Below are 16,643 nucleotides of genomic sequence, written 5' to 3'. Positions count from 1 at the left end.
ATTGGGTGACAGGTACCTATACCACTGCCTTTAACTGGTATAGGTGCCTGTCACCTTCTCCACCACACCCAACCGGTATAGGTGCCTGTCACCCCCTCCACCACACTCAACTGGTATAGGTGCCCGTCACCTCCTCCACCTCCAACCTCCACCCCCGCCTTTTAGACTCCCGCCAAATGCGGTATAATAAAGGAATATGTAATTTGTCGGAATGGTGTTGTTTTTGTGTGTTTTTTCATCCGGTTTTTGCCGGGTTAGAGTATAGGGGGGATTGTTATGGCGCAGATTCCTGAGCGGTATTTGGAGGGGCTGCAGTTTGCTGCGGGCGAGCTGAAGAGCCTGCTGAGGCCTGAGGACCAGGAAGATCAGAAGGTGGTCCAGAAGGGCCTGCTTTTGTATCATCAGGGGCTTGTGCATCAGCTGAAGTATGAGGGTGACCAGATTACGGCCGTGGTCCAGGATGTGACTCCTGCGAGGGTATCGCTTGATCTTGATTTCATTAACCATAGTGATTGCTCCTGTCCGCATGAAGGGTTCTGCCGGCACCGGATGGCTGCGTTTTTCTATCTGCTGTCCCAGGGAAGCAGTGTGGCTGCCTGGCTCAATGACTGGCGCCAGCCGGTCAAGGAAACGAAGACGGCGGCCCTGCAGGGGCTGAAGACGGCAAGGGATCTGCTGAAGGCGAACAAACAGCAGCAGGAGCCGGACTATGATAACTGGAAATCTGCCATTGAGGAAAGTTTTGATAAAATCCTGCTTGGCCAGGGTGACCCAAAGCCTTATGTGATGGCCGAGCTGTTTCAGGTCCACCTGCGCCGTCTCAGGGCAGCGGCCCCGGTCGAGCAGGAATGGCGGCTCCTTTATATGCTGATTGCGCATATTGTTTCTTTTAAAAAGCTTATCTCCCTGAGCATGGAGCTCGGCTATTTCGAGGATACGATCAACCGCTATTACCGCCATCTTTTCCATTACATGACCGAAGAAGCTGCGGATATTACAGGCAAGCTGACTGTCCAGTCAGTGCCTTTTGCGTTTGATGAATTCATCGGGAAGCTGAAAGAGGAAACAGCAGAGCTTCTGACGAATGACTTTGAGATTGAATATGAGCGCGCGCACCTTTACCGCCTGCTTTGGACTCATCTTTTCAAGAATAAAGAATGGCGGGAAGAGGAAGTCGAAAAGCTTAACAGCCTTTATCAAAAGCATAGGACAATGCCCCTGGTTATAGGGGTGACCCATCTTCATATCCTTCTTCGCCATGATGAAGATGCCATGCGGATTATCCAAGTTCCAAATGCGGAGATGACGCCTTATTTGTTATACTGGCTCGATTATTTTACGGCTCTGAAAGAATGGAAGCGGATGGCTCCGTTTGCCGAGGTGTTTGTCTCACGGCTGAAGGAGTATCTGAGCTGGAACAATGAATATAATGCCAGTATGGATTTTTCCAGGATGGCTTTGAAGGCACTGCGCCCCTATACAGGCGAGATGCGGAGGCCTGACCTGTATGAGAAAGCCATGATCCAGACGCTGCCGTACAGCTACCGGGAATATGAGGATGTTCTTTTTGAACAGGAAAACTATGAAAAGTGGGCAGAGCTGCAGGCTTATATCGGCTTTGACATCAGCATCCTCCCTTCTGAGCGGATCAAAAGGATCCAGCAGGCCGAGCCCGAAATCCTCCTTGGGCTTTACCATCAGTCTGTACAGGGCCATATAAATATGAAGAGCCGGGATCATTACCGGGAAGCTGTCCGCAAGATGAAGAAGCTGCGGACCATCTATAAGAAATTAAAGCGGCAGAATGAGTGGGAGCTTTTTCTGGAAATGATTCTTGAAAAGACCAGGCGGCTGCGTGCTTTTCATGAAGAATGCAAAAGGGGTAAGCTGATCGATGCTTAAAACACGTTTTATAAAAGTGAACGTCCAACAATATGATAAAGATACTTTTTTCATTGGAGCTTCTGATGAGCACGACAAATGGATGGTGCCGAACGAGTGGCAGAACCTGTTGTTCAACAATCATAAGGAAAGCTTTTTCGGGACGATGCTTGCACCGGCTGAGCTGGAGGGCGTCCCTGGCCTACTTGTCAACGGCTGGCAGCTCGCTACGCTGTTTGCGAACGAGCAGTTCAACCGCCTGATCGAATGGGACTGGGATGACACAGCTGAGATCTGCCTTGCTGCCGGACATGCGCTTGAAGAATCCATCCTTGAAAAAGAATGGGTGCCTGACTTCAAGGCGTGGGAGCGGAATGAATTCCACTGGGCACTGCCCGAGAATGTTCTGTATGAATTTGATGATTCCTTCTGGGAGCGCCCCCTCTCTGAAGAAGAAGAGGGCCGTTCTGTCAAAGGCTTTGTTCAGCATTGGTTTGACCGCTCTCTGAATGATTATTTGAACCGCAATAAAGAAATGAAAGAAATGTTCGGAAAAAAAATAGACAGCCTGCAAAATGAAGATATTGCGCCAAGCCAGCTGGCTGCCTACTTTGACGAAGAAAGCTGGCAGGAATGGATCGGGCTGAAGGAAAATGATGTACCTTTTACAATTGGACTGAAGCTTGAAGAGCCTGCTGATATCGACAGCTTCTGGGACTTGTCTATTTTTCTGCGAGGAAAAAAGGATCCTGACCTGTTTGTCGATTACCGGGATGAAAGCAACTACCCGCGCGGCTGGATGAAGTATCAGGAGGTCATTGAACGGGAGCAGCAGCGCTGGATCAATGTATTCCCCTGGCTGAACGGCGATCGCGGGCTGTCCACCCGCCTGACTGAGGATGAAGCATGGACTTTTCTGACAGAAGCCAGCGAAACGCTGCTTGCTCTTGGCGTCGAGATTCTCCTTCCTTCCTGGTGGCAGGCGATGAAGAATGCGAGCATGAAGGTGAAGGCCAAGGTAAAAGGAAATTCCGGCAGCCACCGCCCTTCATTCGTCGGCCTGCAGGCGATGCTTGATTATGACTGGCGCTTCAGCATGAACGGAGTCGAGCTGTCAGAGGATGAATTTAATAAACTCGTCGAAGAGAAGCGCCGCCTTGTCTATATCCGCGGACGCTGGATCAAGCTCGACCACGGCTTCATCCGCCAAATTCAGGATCTGATGAAGAAAGCGGAAAAAGAGGGGCTGCATGTCCGCGATTTGATTGAGCAGGAATTGTCAGGAGAAGGTGATTCCGAAGACGAACTGGATAATCCGAAAGCGTTCGCCCGCATTCAGATTGAATTGAACCGCCAGTGGAAGCAGATGGTAAAGCAGCTGCGCGAGGTGAACAATATCCCGCTCGCTGATACGCCGGGAGCACTTCACGGCGAGCTGCGCCCATACCAGCAGCTCGGGATGAGCTGGCTGTTATTCCTTAGGAAATATGGCTTTGGTGCCATTCTCGCTGATGATATGGGACTCGGAAAAACCGTCCAGCTCATTTCATACTTATTAAAGGTGCGCGAGCAGGAGGAAGAAGGAGCGTCCCTTATCATCTGCCCGACGTCGGTGCTCGGCAACTGGCAAAAAGAGATTGAACGCTTTGCCCCTGACCTTAATGTGTATCTCCATTATGGACAGAATCGCCTGAAGGGGCAGATGTTCACGGAAGAGGCTGAGAGAGCGGATATTGTTTTAACGTCTTATGGCCTCACCCATCTGGACCTGTCCGATTTCGAGAACGTCACCTGGAGCTCGATCAGCATTGATGAGGCCCAGAATATTAAAAATGCGCAAACCAAGCAGTCCCGGGCGGTCCGGAAGCTGCGCGGCAAGCATCACATCGCCCTGACCGGGACACCGATGGAGAACCGCCTCAGCGAGCTGTGGTCGATTTTTGATTTTACCAATCACGGCTATCTCGGCAGCCTTGGGCAATTCCAGAAACGTTTCATCCTCCCGATTGAGAAGGAGGATGAAAAAGAAAAGGTCCAGCAGCTCCAGGCTATCATCCGCCCCTTCCTCCTTCGCCGGACGAAGAAAGATAAAGAAGTTGCCTTGAACCTGCCGGATAAGGTGGAGCAGAAGGAATATTGCCCGCTGACCGCAGAACAGGCTTCCCTTTACGAGCAGCTGGTCAAAGATACCTTTGCCGAGATTGAAAAGCTGTCTGGCTTTGAGCGCAAAGGGCTTATCCTGCAGCTGCTCAGCCGCCTGAAGCAGCTTTGCAACCACCCTGCTCTTTACTTGAAGGAAGAGAAGCCTTCACATCTGCTGGAACGTTCATCCAAGCTTGAAAAGCTGAACGAGCTTGTTGATGCCGTCCTGGAGCAGGAGGAAAGCTGTCTCATTTTCACCCAGTACATTGAGATGGGGCATATGATCCAGAAAATCATGAAAAAGCGGCACGGAATCGATGTGCCATTCCTGAACGGAAGTGTCTCAAAGAATGAGCGCGACCGCATGATCACCAGATTCCAGGATGGGGAATTCCCTGTCTTCCTGCTTTCCCTGAAGGCCGGCGGGACCGGATTGAATCTGACAGCGGCGAACCATGTCATCCACTATGACCGCTGGTGGAACCCTGCGGTTGAAAACCAGGCGACAGATCGCGCCTACCGGATCGGCCAGGAGCGGTTCGTCCACGTTCATAAACTGATCTGTACTGGAACATTGGAAGAAAAAATTGATCTGATGCTCGAGAAAAAGCAAACACTTAACGACCAGGTCATCCAGAGCGAAAGCTGGATCACGGAGCTGTCCACCGATGATCTTCGGGATCTTGTGCATCTGGCATAAATATTATAGGGTCCGCTTCTGTCTTTTGTACTCCGCAAGAGATGGCAGCGGACTTTTTTCTTTGTTTTTCACCCGGCTGTCAGGCATCTGGATGGCAAATGACACTTTATTCCGGCTTGTTTTTATCAGCAGGCTCGATAATAGGCGATAGTTGATGCCGCTATTTTCATGGATGAGATTCCCTCGTCCGTCCGGCTCGTCGTCATATGGCAGCACCCGGACATCAGTTTGATATATTTTGGAATAGATAGGATGTGAGGTGTTTGGGTCAAGGAGGATTTGGCAGAGGTGGGCTGATGGGTAGGGCTTAAGCAGCTGCAGGGCATCAAAAAATCCTGGCTTGAAATCAAGGTTGATTTCCTTCGCATCCGTTCTTTGAAAATAAAGCTGGTGTTCAATTCTTTTTTGGTTTTTCTCCATAAGCAAATTTGCACTCCCTTTGAGTTGGAATAGGTTTCCAATTGTTATTTCGACAGCTTTCTTCAATTTTCCTTTATTCTATTTTTTCTTTTTCGCACGTGATTAAATTTCACATGAATTTATGTGAACCATTTTCACATAAAGCTTATTCTTTTCAGATTCTCGTTAAATTGAAGAAAAGCGATAAACGAGGGTGACAAGATGAGCTTAGGAGATAAGCTGAAAGAACTGCGGGATGCGAGGAATTGGAAACAAGAGTATGTGGCTGATTTAATGAAGATTGACAGATCTACAATCAGCCGTTATGAAAACGGCAAGAGCATACCTCCCTACCAGACAGTCCTCCAATTTGCAGAGATTTTCGGAGCAGAAAAAGAATACCTGATCGGAGAACTCGATGAAATGCTGAAGGATGCCACTGCAGCGTATGTATTGACGGAAAGCCCTGATGACCTTGACATGGAAATGATCCGAAAGCTCCTCGTGCAGACTCCTCCCCTGAAAGAGGCACTTCTTGAGCTGGCATCGTTGGACAGCAGGACAAATGAGTATATAGCCGGGATTCTGAAGGCAATTATTAAAGAGCATAAGAAGTTTAGGAGAATTACCTGAATAGCTGATTCTTATTGAAAAGCGGAACATTCTCCTTTGCAGATTTCATTTTCGGGAGCAGCATTCCCTTGCCGCTGCAGTTATATGAAATGATCCAAAACTAAAAGCCGGCATTCCCCTTTAAGGGAAATGCCGGCTTTTATATTACATTTCTTCTTTACCAGGGTCAGGCTTGCCTGGATTGTCCGGCTTGCCTGGAAGACCTGGTTTATCAGGATTTAAAGGATTTCCCTTATCAGGAACTGGAGTTTCCCCTTTGTCAGGTGTTTCTCCTTTATCAGGCTCCTTTTCGCCTTTTTGCAGCTTATACAAATCAATTGTTTTCGCTGTTTTATTGCCTGCAAGGTCAACTGCCTCAAAGACGAATTGGTTTGGACCGTCTTTCAGCTTTAGTTTTACCTTCTTAAGGACTTTCTCAATATTCCTCATTTCATAAGGCTCTTTGAACTCGTTGTAGAACAGTTCGCTGCCATTAAGGGAAATGCGGAGCTCATCGAAATTGTCAGTGACTTTCACATTTACAACCGGATCCTTCGCGTTGTGCTTTACGTATGTGCTGGATGGCAGCCCGGTGACTTCAATTCCTGGAGCTGCTGCATCGACCATGACCGTACGCTTGAAGGAAATGGTGTTGTTTGCTGCATCTGTTGCTTTCACTTCAAAAGAATGGACGCCATCCTCGAAATGAAGGGTTGAAGTGAATTCATACTGCTCTTTCTCTTCATTGTATGTCAGCTCAACCTCTTGCCCGTTGATTGTAAATTCCTTCATATCAGATTCTTCTTTAATGGTGCCTGATACATTCAGGTCATTTGTATTGTAGACTTCAAGTGCAGCAGGCTCGTCCAGGTATACATATGGAACGGTCTTGTCATTGCTGCTCTCGCCGATTTCAGCTTTTGCTTCAGTAGAATTCCCAGCGTTATCATATGCGATAACTGTAACTTCTTCTTTCTCATCCAATGCTTCCGGCAGCTCGAATTCTTCTGTATCGCCGCTCAACGGCTCAGTAAGAACTGTTTCTCCATTTACAAGCACATCGAGATAAGATAAGCCGGATCCATTTTCATTGTCGGCTGCTTCAATTTTTACAACAGTATTGTCTTCTGCCAGGTTCGCCTTCACGCTTGGTGCGGCAGTATCAACCTTTACAGGGATCTTGACGCTTTGCCATTCAGCTCCTGCAAAGTCTACTACTGTCTTAATCTCGAAATAATACTGGCCATCTTCAGCAACAGCATTATTCAGCTGTCCATCCCAGCCCCATGCCGGATTCAGCGTGTAATTGGCTCCTGCTCCGCCGTCATAATAATGCTTGCGAAGATTGGTTTCTGTGCGCAGCTTCCTAAGCTCTTTTCCATTTTCATTTGTAATGATGAATTCTGCCTTCTTGGCATTTCTCAGGAATGACAGGACAGGGATGATCTGATCCTGCACTTTATCACCGTTAGGAGAAATGGCAATCGCTTCTTTTTGGAACTCATCTTCTACAGGGTTGTAGCCAAGATAATTATAGCTGTCTGCGCTTTCGGAAACAGCTCCGGCCATTCCGTAGAATGAGTTTTCATCATATTTCGTCCCATCAAGGATTGGTGCCTTGTCCCAGTCTCCTTTAAATCCAACATAAGGAACGGTAAGCTCGGCGTTTACATCATTAGGGTCTTTCAGTGTTACATATCCTTCTACAAAATATCCATTCGGGAACACTTCATCAATAGCTACCGGTGTTTCCCAGTCGCCAGTGATGGAAGGATCGACTACCTTTGCATTGCTCACATCGACAGATACCTTGATGGTCGTGATGCCTTTTGCCGGAATATTCACGGTAGTTGTTTCCTTGCCGTTCACTTTGATGGAGGAATCAAGGATCTTCTGGGCTTCAAGACCGTCAGGGGCATATCCAAGTTCTCCGTATGCAGCAAAATCTGTCTGCAGATTGGCTGCCACATCATACTTCACTTTCTTATTGCTGTAGTTTTTCGCTTTCAATGTGAATTCGAATTTGTTTCCTACTTCTTTCAAGGCTACTTTTGCTTCATCTGTTGAAGCTTCCGTTACAATGACAGGAGTCTGCAGTGCAGAGTTCAGCTGCATAATCCCTGCACCCTGGCGGCGCGGAGAGTATGGAAGCTCCCAGCCGAATGCTGCATTTACGGTTCCCTGATCAATGATCGGCTTAGCTGTATTCATCAGAAGGTTCTTTGCAATATTGACACGGTCAAAGCCTTCTACTACAAATTCATTATCAACTCTTTCAAGGATCAATGCTGATCCGCCGGCAACGTGAGGCGCTGCCATGGAAGTACCGCTCATCATTCCGTATTCGTTGTTTTCAAGTGTAGAATAAATCTGGCCGCCCGGCGCCGTGATTTCCGGTTTGAAATCAAGGTTCGGTGTCAGACCCCATGAAGTGAAGGCGCTCATTTTGCCTCCTTCAGGATTGGCTGATTTTACTTTTTCCCCATTGAAGGTCAGTGTTACCTTTTCGCCTGCTGCAAGGGCAGCCTGAAGCTTGTCCCCATCCTGTTTCAGCATGAACAGCTGCGGGATTTTGATAGCAGGGTCTGACTGCATGTTGACGTAGCCGTCAGCATTGTTGTAAATGATAACGCCGACCGCACCTGCTGCCTGGGCATTTAATGCCTTTGCAGTGAATGCTAGCTCGCCGCGCTTGATAAGTGCATATTTGCCTGCGACATTGCCGAGTTCCTCCGGCTTGCCTAGACCGCCATAGGCGACTTCAAAAGTTTTTGTTTCCAAACTGTTCGGATGGACGCTTCCAGCAGACAGGAATGCTGCTTTTCCGCTTTCCGAACCGAATGAATAATTTACTGCATCAAGGTCCATATAAGAATTTTCTACAGAAGCTACCTGCAATGAATCATAGGATACTCCAGGAGATCCGGAGACGCCTACGTCAGGGTTTGATGCCCAAGGATTGGCAAAGCCATTTCCGAAGTGGGCGGAGTTCCCTGCAGAGATAGACATGAGGATTCCGTTGTTGACCGCTCTTTCAACCGCTTTTTGCTCCTGGTCTTCTGGCGAAACGAAGCCTGCAGTAGAGCCCAGGCTCATGTTCAGGACGTCTGCGCCCAATACGATGGCATCATCGATTGCTTTTACATAAATATCACTATATGTGCTCGGCATATTCGGATCATTTCCGAATACCTTCAGTGCGAGGATCTGCGCTTCAGGGGCAACCCCTTTGATCCCGCCGTTTTCTTCATCGCCATTGGCACCGACTGTACCTGACACGTGCATTCCGTGCATAGAGGCATCAGGGCCGATATCGCCGATGATATTGTTTTCATCCATATAGTTGTAGCCGTAAGGCACTTTTTCGGTATAGTACTTTCCTTTAAGTGCATTGTTCTTCACAAATTTATTGACTTTAGACTTTGTCAATTCTTCTTTCGTTTCAGATGAAAGCACCATGTCGCGGTGGTTGGGGTCCATACCCGTGTCGATGACACCGACAATCATGCCTTCTCCCTTGAAGCCATATTCCCTCCAGGCTTCCTGTGCCTGAACAAGCTCCTTGCTGTATACCATGTCCGGCTGTTCTTCAGGACGGGTATATTCATTGACTACCTGTACATTGGAGACTTCGGCCAGTTCTTCAACCTTTTCGATATCCCCGTACATCATTTCGGCGCTGAAGCCGTTGACAACCGTTGTAAAGCTTTCATGCTCAACCAGCTTTACACGGTTTTGCTTTGCTTTATTCTTGACCGCCTGCTGTTCAGTCAGTTTCTCGTTCTTAAGCTGTGTTTTTGTTGCATCAGGCAGCTCTTTATAGCGCTTGTTCTGCTTTTGTGCAACAAGAATGGCAGGCTCTGATTTCATTTCTACGATAACACGGACAATGTCAGTGTCTTTGTACTGCTTGTCCAATTCAGCCTTTTTGATCTGCTGGATCGTTTTCTGGTTCTGCTGCCCTTTCGTGCTCTTTGATTTTTCAGGCACAGCGGCTGCAGACACCGAGCTTGAAAACATTAAGAAAAATAAAGATAAAATAGCCAATAGCCTTTTCGTCGACTTCATGCTTTTCCCCCTTAAGCGGTAAGTTTATTCAGAATTTTTCTAATACTACATAAAGTTACCATATCGGAAAAAAGGTTATTAAGGGGAAATAGTCACGATTGCGTTCGCTTTATGCTAGTCCTATAGGCTTATTTGTTCGACTCTCGAAACATATTCCGACAGCAGTATTTACTTAAAAAAGAAAAATCCGGCGAATAACACCGGAAAATGCGGGAAGTGAGGATAAGATTGATTTTTTCTAATGAGGATTGTACTGCGTGGATAAGGGGAGTTAATTAATGGATTCGGCGGATTTTTTGATTTTGATGTTTCTCTTGCGGCATATTGCGGAGTACAAATTCAAGCTGCTCGATCCTTTTTTCCAGCTGGCCTATCCTTTCATTGGACCTGCCGGTTATTTTGATCAGCATTTCTATGAGTGTTTCAAGGTTTTGATCGGTGCTCAAACCTTCGCCGCCTCCTTTTGGCTGCTGATTTCCCGTTTTGGTTCAAGGAAGCGGACCGAGTCGGCCATAACCTCTGTGACATATACCCGCTTTCCTTCCTGGTTTTCGTAGTTCCTCGTCTGAATCCGGCCGGTTATGCCAATCAAAGAACCTTTCTGGCAGTATTGGGCAGTGTTTTCGGCTGTTTTTTCCCATAAGGTGCATTGGACAAAATCAGCCTCTATTTCTCCCTTCTGATTTTTGTATTGCCTGTTGACTGCCACCGTGACATTTACAACCGATGTGCCGCCCGGGGTGATTTTCAGCTCCGGACTTTTTGTCAGCCTTCCTACCAGAATCACTTGATTGATCATTTCTCATCTCCTCTCTATTTGATAAATTTATATTACAGGCTGTTCAGGAAATGGTAAAAAGGCGGAAACCGGCATTTGTGCGGCACGTTTACCGTTCGGAGGCTCTTTTGTGTAGTTGAAATTGAAATTTCAGGCTATCTTCTCCATATAAAAATGAATTTTAGGAGCCGCTGCCATTATTTTTCGACATGGCCAAAATTCGCTTTCAAAGAGGGCTGTGCTATAATTTTAGCAAGAACTATAAATCAGAACGGAGGCAATGATAATGAAGACATTTAAGTTGATCTCCCTGCAGATTGTTGAAGGTAATGGCTTAAAGGATATTGCGCTTGATGATGGCTTGATCATTAATAAAGAGGATGATCTGAGCAACTGGCTGATCGAAGCATATATCAGTAAAACATATCTTGACTATTTCACCGCGGCAGAAGATGAGAACAAAGAATTGACCGTCCAGGCTGTTATCACGAAAAAAGAGAATGATCCGGCTGCTTTTGTTACCCGCGTTTCCTCTGTGAAAGAACTTGAGAAACATATCAGTGTATTGCTAGAGGGAAGCTTAAGGAGAACAAAAAGTGACTATGCAGAACTACTGCTGAATAATCTTCTTGATAGCGGGTTAACAGGGGAAAATCTTTTGTCTGAGTTTAAAATGAAGATGAAGAGCAAACCAAGCCTATCGGCTGTCAAAAAATAAAAGGTCTCCCTGATTTCAGGGAGGCCTTTTACTTTTTTTCCTGAAGCTGCTGCTGCAGCTTCTCTATTAATTGTTTAGCTTCGGTCCTGCATGAGTAGTCATATTCTAGCCCTAACTTCCGCTGGAGCTTTTCAATCATTTCCATCTGTTCTTCCGTCGGCTCTTCTGAAAGGATCTTTTCAATCGTTTCATTAATTTTTACAGCCAGCTGCTCGTGGAATTCAGGATCAGCTTTCGTTTCATCACTCAGCTGTCCATACCAGGATGCATGATTTTTAATATAATCCTGCCAGCCGTTTACAAAGTCCTGCAAATCAAACTTTTCATCATTCCAGCTGATTTTATTCATATATTGTTCAAACGAGGTAGAGATCGATTTAGTTATGCTAATTTTCACGCCTGGTGATAAATCTTTATACATGGTAAATAAAGTACCCCCCAGATTATTATGTACCCTAACTTAAATCATATCATAAAATACCTTTGTAATAAAATTTTCTTCATTTCAAATAAAAAGAGCAGGTTCCCCTGCTCTCCTCATTCATTATTTATCTTTATTATCGTCATCCTGCATGTCAAGATCGTCTTCGATCACATCTTCGCCAGGATCATTATTATCTTCCATCATATCCTTGTCTTCGTCTGTGTTGATGTCACCGTTGTCGCCATTATCGTCGATAACGCCGTTGTCATCTTCGCTGATGTTGCCATTGTCTTCGTTGTTGCCATTCATGTCACCGTTGTCTCCGTTCATGTCGCCTTCTTCAACAGGCGGCGTGTTGTCGTCTTCCGGAGGCGGCTCCTGGTCATTGTTGCACCCTGCCAAAACCATTGCTGAAAGCACCGATCCGCCAATTAATGTTAAAAGCCTTTTCTTCATAAGTAAAAAGCTCCCTTCTGGTTGTTTATATTGACCTTGGTCTTTTCATATGATGTCCAAAAAAAGAAACAACTTGCATATAAAAAATTATTTTAGGGGGATTTTTATATGCAAGTTGTCACCTGCTGGCCAGGATATTATATACATACACGTATATGGGACAAGCTAAACGTTTTTCAGGATATTAAAAAAGAATGCCCGGCAATCCGGACATCCTTTAAAATTTATTCCTGTTTGTCTCCAAGAGCAAACGTCAGCTCCGCCTCACAGACAAGCTCCCCATCTACTGTTGCGGTGCCTTTCCCTTTCCCGATGGCACCTCTTACACGCGTCATTTCTACTTCAAGGCGAAGCTGGTCGCCTGGCTTTACCTGTCTTTTAAAACGGCAGTTGTCTATGCCTGCAAAAAAGGCGAGGCGCCCGCGGTTTTCCTCTTTTTTGAGCATGGCAACGGCACCGACCTGCGCCAAGGCTTCAACAATCAGCACTCCCGGCATAACCGGGTAGTCCGGAAAATGCCCGTTGAAAAATTCCTCATTCGCTGTCACATTTTTAATTCCAATTGCCCTTTGCGCCTCTTCAACCTCTAGGATGCGGTCCACGAGCAGGAAAGGATAGCGGTGAGGGATGATTTCTTTGATTTGCTCTATATCCAGCATAATTTAGTACCTCCTACTAATAATAGGTATCATATATATCTTATTGTACTGTAAATGAACAGAAAAAAGGAAGGGCAAACCCCCTTCCCGGCAAAAATTTATTCTTTTTCAACCAGATCCTTGATATGCATCCAGGTCGATTTTTCAAAAATATCGGATGCTTTGCCGCCGCCCATTACACTGTAGCCTACAAATGCTCCGAGGATGAGGCTTCCGGCAATTAAAATCAGCACAATGATGACTCGAAGCCAGATCGGGACAAGGCGTATGCGGATGATCCGTTTGCCGGCCGATTTCTCTTCCGCTTTTTGCTTTTTCTTTTGTTCACGCGTGTTGGCCGCTTCCTGGTTATTCTTCACTAGCATCGATTTTAATCCCCTTTACCTGATCCCGTTCACGAGCCCCATCATTTGGTCTGCCATTGAAATGGCCCGCGACTGGAACTGATAGGCCCGCTGTACAGTAATAAGATCAGTCATTTCTTTTTGCATATTCACATTCGACTGCTCAAGCGCCCTTTGCTGGACACCTGCTTCGCCGCGCAGGGCGCCAGTCAAATCAGTCAAAACATCAATCCCGTCCGCACCGGCTGCCAGTGCCAGCAGATTGCCTCCCTGCTGCTGCAGGAATTGGGGCTTATTGACCCTGACAATGCCCAGGCTGAACTCCTGCTCCAGACCGGTGCTGTCCTTTGCTGTCAGAAGCCCATTTTCTGTAATGGTAAATTCACCGGACTGGCCATTGATGTAAATCGGATTATCATTTTCATCCAGGACTGCATTTCCGGCGCTGGTGACAAGCATGCTCTCTGTATCAGATACCGGCGTCAGATAGAACGCACCATCCCGTGTATATTGAACCTCTGAGCCTGCCTCTGTCTGGACAAGGACTTTGTAAAGCTGGTTTTCTTTCGTAAAAGCTGTGTCCAGCTGGCGGTCCGTTGTTTTAATGCTGCCCTGTGCCATCACAATCTGTGACTGGGACAGCATCGCCCCGGTCCCCTGCCTCAGCCCGTTAGGCGTCAGCCTGTTTTCATCAGCCGAGTTAGGCTGATTGGCAAACTGCTGTACAAGCAGGTCTGTAAACGCGGCTTCCCTGCGCTTGTAGCCGGTTGTATCGATATTCGCCATATTGTGGCTCGTTATATCCATCTGCTTTTGCAGCTGGGCCAGCGTATTGCTGGCTGTAATCATCATTCTGCTCATAATATCCCCCTCATCGGGCTGCTGTTATTCGGAAGTCCGCTGGCGGCCATCATCCGATGCGGCCGACCTCATTCGCCATTTTTTCCATGCTGCGGTCATAAGCCTGCAATACCTTCTGGTTCGCTTCAAACGCCCGGTAGGCTGTCATCATATCAGTCATCGTCCTGCTTGCATCAACGTTTGAGGACTCCAGGAATCCCTGCTGCAGCGCGAAGCCTGCTTCCGGATTATCTGCTGCCTCTGCTAGCGGGGCCCCATCTTCTGTCCGGAACAGGCCGTCGCCTGCTTTAATCAGCTGTGCCGGATTTTCAGAGAAACCGAATCCAAGCTGCGCAGTTTCGCCGTTTTCACCTGTGATTTCACCTGTGCTGGTGACAGTAAAGCGGTCGCTTTCCAGCTGGATCCGATTATTCTGCCCATCCAGAACGTACAAACCTGAAGCAGTTGTCAGGAAGCCTTCTCCATCAAGCGTGAAGTCGCCGTTACGCGTATAACGCGGCTCACCGTCTGCTCCCGACACCTTGAAAAATACCGAAGCGCTGATACCAGTTTCTGCATCAGCCGGCATATTCACGTCCACAAGAGCAAGGTCTGTATTCTGCCCGGTTTCCCTCAGGTCCCCCTGGAGGAAGTTAGGTGTGTTCTCCTGCATATAAACACCTGTATTGATGCTGCCGATTTCCTTGTTCAGCGGCAGCTTAAGCCTGTTCTGTACTGGGATTTCCAGCTGTCCTGCACTCTGGAGCAGCATTTCCGGAAACGCCCTCATCGAGGACTGATCCGCCTTAAAACCCGGAGTATTGCTGTTTGCCATATTATTCGTCAGCATTTCCGTCCTGCGCTGCTGGGACAGCATCCCGGAAGCTACCGTATAAAACCCTCTAAACATGTTCCACCTCTATATATTGCCGGCAAAGACCGGACATCATTTCACCATCAAAAGGGACATACAATTATTCTTGCGTTATATACTATTATAAAAAAAATCTGCTTAAGAAACAGCAGATTTTTGCAGAAAAGTGTCAATTTGTGAAAAAAACAGGGGATTTTGCGGCTTTAGAGGTTGGTATTTCAGAACAGAGGGTAATTTTAGATGGGATGGAGCAGTGCGAGGCGGTACCTTGCAGGAGATTGGCTTCTTGTTTTATGCTGGCCAGATGCCGGGCTCAGTTGGTTGATTTGTGAATATATGGAATAAGGAATGATTATTGCTGAAACCGGCATGATTATCAGCAAATCCGGAATGATTATTGCTGAGACTGGCATGATCTCTTCAAAATTCCAAAAAACTACCTCCCAGATGGCTTGCTCCCTCCTCCATTCTAATAACATCTCCTCGAAGATACCTAAATTTATGCCCATTCCCCCAAAGATCACAGCAAATCAGAGTCAAAACCTCTTCAAAGCCCAGCCCAATCATACTTTTTGTGCAGCCTGATATTCAACCCATAGAAAAAAAGCGCACGGACCCCCGCGCGCTTTTCCCATTAGCCCAATCTTCTCTTAGGCAGCTTATCAATATTGTCCAGCATGATGCCGGTTCCGATTGCTACGCAATCCATCGGGTTTTCAGCCACAAGGACTGGCACTTTAAGTTCTTCGGCCAGCAGCATGTCGATGCCATGCAGAAGGGCTCCGCCTCCTGTGAGGATGACACCGCGGTCGATGATGTCTGCTGAGAGCTCAGGCGGCGTCCTTTCAAGGACTGTTTTGGCAGCCTGGACGATGACCGCTACGGACTCGCGGAGAGCCTGCTCGATTTCACCTGAACGGACTGTGATTGTCCTTGGAAGGCCTGATACCATGTCACGTCCGCGGATTTCGATTTCTTCATCCCTGCTATCCGGGAATACAGTTGCGATATTGATCTTGATGTTTTCAGCAGTCCTCTCACCGATCAGGAGCTTGTACTCACGCTTGATGTAGTTGAGGATTTCGGCATCAAATTTGTCGCCGGCCATCTTGATTGAAGAAGATGTAACGATATCGCCCATTGAAAGGACAGCTACATCTGTAGTTCCTCCGCCGATATCGACAACCATGTTGCCGCTCGGCTGGAAGATGTCCATTCCGGCGCCGATTGCAGCGACCTTTGGCTCTTCCTCAAGATATACTTTTTTGCCGCCGCTTTTTTCAGCAGCTTCCTTGATCGCTTTTTGCTCTACGCTTGTAATATTGGTCGGGCAGCAGATCAGGATGCGCGGCTTGGATAAGAATCCTTTTACATTCAATTTGTTGATGAAATGCTTCAGCATAGCTTCAGTCACATCAAAGTCGGCAATGACGCCGTCCTTCAGCGGTCGGATGGCGACAATATTGCCAGGCGTACGCCCTACCATGCGGCGCGCTTCTTCGCCGACAGCCAGCACTTTGTTATTGTTCCTGTCGATCGCCACTACAGATGGCTCATTCAACACAATTCCCCGGCCTTTTACATGAATCAGTACATTGGCAGTACCCAGGTCAATTCCAATATCTCTAGCAAACATTTTACTTTTTTTCCTCCCTGCACTTAGCCAGCACGGGCTTCCGGCTCCTGAATGAAGTCACTAACGATTTTTCCTGGCTGGCCAGTTGCCGCTGCTTCATATTTTTATGGAT

Annotated in this window: 16 protein-coding genes; 4 read left to right on the top strand and 12 right to left on the bottom strand. The window is 47.2% G+C overall.

Features of this window, described 5'->3' with window-relative positions; translation table 11 throughout:
* The first annotated feature begins 276 nt into the window (after window positions 1–276).
* Both LCM00_RS12430 and LCM00_RS12425 read left to right on the top strand, forming a co-directional pair.
* A complete protein-coding gene (locus LCM00_RS12430; RefSeq protein ID WP_224902200.1) occupies window positions 277–1,902 on the top strand; it encodes an SWIM zinc finger family protein in 1,626 nt (541 codons plus the stop codon).
* The gene (locus LCM00_RS12425; protein ID WP_224902197.1) at window positions 1,895–4,723 is read left to right on the top strand and encodes a DEAD/DEAH box helicase; all 2,829 of its coding nucleotides are present in this window, start codon (window positions 1,895–1,897) and stop codon (window positions 4,721–4,723) included. Before LCM00_RS12430 ends, LCM00_RS12425 begins: the two co-directional genes overlap by 8 nt.
* Before the next feature lie 3 nt (window positions 4,724–4,726).
* Here LCM00_RS12425 and LCM00_RS12420 read toward each other — a convergent pair whose 3' ends face one another.
* Window positions 4,727–5,143 carry a hypothetical protein gene (locus LCM00_RS12420; RefSeq protein ID WP_224902194.1) on the bottom strand — a complete coding sequence of 139 codons (417 nt, stop codon included), beginning with the start codon at window positions 5,141–5,143 and terminating at the stop codon, window positions 4,727–4,729.
* A gap of 201 nt (window positions 5,144–5,344) precedes the next feature.
* On the opposite strand from LCM00_RS12420, the gene LCM00_RS12415 reads away from it, so the two are divergent.
* The gene (locus LCM00_RS12415; protein WP_224902191.1) at window positions 5,345–5,755 is read left to right on the top strand and encodes a helix-turn-helix domain-containing protein; all 411 of its coding nucleotides are present in this window, start codon (window positions 5,345–5,347) and stop codon (window positions 5,753–5,755) included.
* Between the two features lie 144 nt (window positions 5,756–5,899).
* Here the strand turns inward: LCM00_RS12415 and LCM00_RS12410 are convergent, their stop codons facing one another.
* The 3 genes from LCM00_RS12410 to ssb form a co-directional block, all read right to left on the bottom strand.
* Window positions 5,900–9,802, bottom strand: coding sequence for a S8 family serine peptidase (locus LCM00_RS12410; protein WP_224902186.1), 3,903 nt, complete (start codon window positions 9,800–9,802; stop codon window positions 5,900–5,902).
* A gap of 275 nt (window positions 9,803–10,077) precedes the next feature.
* Window positions 10,078–10,248, bottom strand: coding sequence for a hypothetical protein (locus tag LCM00_RS12405; RefSeq protein ID WP_224902183.1), 171 nt, complete (start codon window positions 10,246–10,248; stop codon window positions 10,078–10,080).
* The gene (gene ssb, locus LCM00_RS12400) at window positions 10,245–10,601 is read right to left on the bottom strand and encodes a single-stranded DNA-binding protein (RefSeq protein ID WP_224902180.1); all 357 of its coding nucleotides are present in this window, start codon (window positions 10,599–10,601) and stop codon (window positions 10,245–10,247) included. Before ssb ends, LCM00_RS12405 begins: the two co-directional genes overlap by 4 nt.
* A gap of 265 nt (window positions 10,602–10,866) precedes the next feature.
* Between ssb and LCM00_RS12395 the strand changes: the two genes are divergently transcribed.
* The gene (locus LCM00_RS12395) at window positions 10,867–11,298 is read left to right on the top strand and encodes a YwpF-like family protein (protein WP_224902176.1); all 432 of its coding nucleotides are present in this window, start codon (window positions 10,867–10,869) and stop codon (window positions 11,296–11,298) included.
* 28 nt (window positions 11,299–11,326) lie between these two features.
* Here LCM00_RS12395 and LCM00_RS12390 read toward each other — a convergent pair whose 3' ends face one another.
* From LCM00_RS12390 to mreB, 8 genes are all read right to left on the bottom strand, one after another.
* On the bottom strand, window positions 11,327–11,719 hold the full coding sequence (locus tag LCM00_RS12390; RefSeq protein ID WP_224902173.1) for a hypothetical protein: 393 nt from the start codon (window positions 11,717–11,719) through the stop codon (window positions 11,327–11,329).
* A gap of 123 nt (window positions 11,720–11,842) precedes the next feature.
* The gene (locus LCM00_RS12385) at window positions 11,843–12,178 is read right to left on the bottom strand and encodes a hypothetical protein (RefSeq protein WP_224902170.1); all 336 of its coding nucleotides are present in this window, start codon (window positions 12,176–12,178) and stop codon (window positions 11,843–11,845) included.
* A 224-nt stretch (window positions 12,179–12,402) separates the two neighbouring features.
* Window positions 12,403–12,837: a 3-hydroxyacyl-ACP dehydratase FabZ gene (gene fabZ, locus LCM00_RS12380; RefSeq protein WP_224902168.1), complete on the bottom strand. Its 435-nt coding sequence runs from the start codon at window positions 12,835–12,837 to the stop codon at window positions 12,403–12,405.
* Window positions 12,838–12,935: 98 nt separating this feature from the next.
* Window positions 12,936–13,202, bottom strand: coding sequence for a DNA-directed RNA polymerase subunit beta (locus tag LCM00_RS12375; protein ID WP_224902165.1), 267 nt, complete (start codon window positions 13,200–13,202; stop codon window positions 12,936–12,938).
* A gap of 15 nt (window positions 13,203–13,217) precedes the next feature.
* On the bottom strand, window positions 13,218–14,042 hold the full coding sequence (locus tag LCM00_RS12370) for a flagellar hook-basal body protein (RefSeq protein WP_224902162.1): 825 nt from the start codon (window positions 14,040–14,042) through the stop codon (window positions 13,218–13,220).
* Window positions 14,043–14,091: 49 nt separating this feature from the next.
* Window positions 14,092–14,931 carry a flagellar hook-basal body protein gene (locus LCM00_RS12365; RefSeq protein ID WP_224902159.1) on the bottom strand — a complete coding sequence of 280 codons (840 nt, stop codon included), beginning with the start codon at window positions 14,929–14,931 and terminating at the stop codon, window positions 14,092–14,094.
* Window positions 14,932–15,131: 200 nt separating this feature from the next.
* Complete coding sequence (locus tag LCM00_RS12360; protein ID WP_224902156.1) at window positions 15,132–15,404, bottom strand: hypothetical protein; 273 nt, start codon at window positions 15,402–15,404, stop codon at window positions 15,132–15,134.
* A gap of 125 nt (window positions 15,405–15,529) precedes the next feature.
* Window positions 15,530–16,531, bottom strand: a complete 1,002-nt coding sequence (gene mreB / locus LCM00_RS12355; RefSeq protein ID WP_224902153.1) for a rod shape-determining protein — start codon at window positions 16,529–16,531, stop codon at window positions 15,530–15,532.
* Window positions 16,532–16,643 lie beyond the last annotated feature (112 nt).

It is taken from the genome of Bacillus infantis, from assembly GCF_020171945.1.
In the GTDB taxonomy this organism is placed as follows: domain Bacteria; phylum Bacillota; class Bacilli; order Bacillales; family Cytobacillaceae; genus Bacillus_AB; species Bacillus_AB infantis_A.
Note: the sequence above shows the minus strand (reverse complement) of the source record. Positions and strands in the feature narration are given on the sequence as shown.

Bases quoted from the DNA above. Each gene is read 5' to 3' on its own strand.
- LCM00_RS12430 (WP_224902200.1), top strand. From the start codon at position 277: ATGGCGCAGATTCCTGAGCGGTATTTGGAGGGGCTGCAGTTTGCTGCG.
- LCM00_RS12425 (WP_224902197.1), top strand. From the start codon at position 1,895: ATGCTTAAAACACGTTTTATAAAAGTGAACGTCCAACAATATGATAAA.
- LCM00_RS12420 (WP_224902194.1), bottom strand. From the start codon at position 5,143: ATGGAGAAAAACCAAAAAAGAATTGAACACCAGCTTTATTTTCAAAGA.
- LCM00_RS12415 (WP_224902191.1), top strand. From the start codon at position 5,345: ATGAGCTTAGGAGATAAGCTGAAAGAACTGCGGGATGCGAGGAATTGG.
- LCM00_RS12410 (WP_224902186.1), bottom strand. From the start codon at position 9,802: ATGAAGTCGACGAAAAGGCTATTGGCTATTTTATCTTTATTTTTCTTA.
- ssb (WP_224902180.1), bottom strand. From the start codon at position 10,601: ATGATCAATCAAGTGATTCTGGTAGGAAGGCTGACAAAAAGTCCGGAG.
- LCM00_RS12395 (WP_224902176.1), top strand. From the start codon at position 10,867: ATGAAGACATTTAAGTTGATCTCCCTGCAGATTGTTGAAGGTAATGGC.
- LCM00_RS12390 (WP_224902173.1), bottom strand. From the start codon at position 11,719: ATGTATAAAGATTTATCACCAGGCGTGAAAATTAGCATAACTAAATCG.
- LCM00_RS12385 (WP_224902170.1), bottom strand. From the start codon at position 12,178: ATGAAGAAAAGGCTTTTAACATTAATTGGCGGATCGGTGCTTTCAGCA.
- fabZ (WP_224902168.1), bottom strand. From the start codon at position 12,837: ATGCTGGATATAGAGCAAATCAAAGAAATCATCCCTCACCGCTATCCT.
- LCM00_RS12375 (WP_224902165.1), bottom strand. From the start codon at position 13,202: ATGCTAGTGAAGAATAACCAGGAAGCGGCCAACACGCGTGAACAAAAG.
- LCM00_RS12370 (WP_224902162.1), bottom strand. From the start codon at position 14,042: ATGAGCAGAATGATGATTACAGCCAGCAATACGCTGGCCCAGCTGCAA.
- LCM00_RS12365 (WP_224902159.1), bottom strand. From the start codon at position 14,931: ATGTTTAGAGGGTTTTATACGGTAGCTTCCGGGATGCTGTCCCAGCAG.
- LCM00_RS12360 (WP_224902156.1), bottom strand. From the start codon at position 15,404: ATGGGCATAAATTTAGGTATCTTCGAGGAGATGTTATTAGAATGGAGG.
- mreB (WP_224902153.1), bottom strand. From the start codon at position 16,531: ATGTTTGCTAGAGATATTGGAATTGACCTGGGTACTGCCAATGTACTG.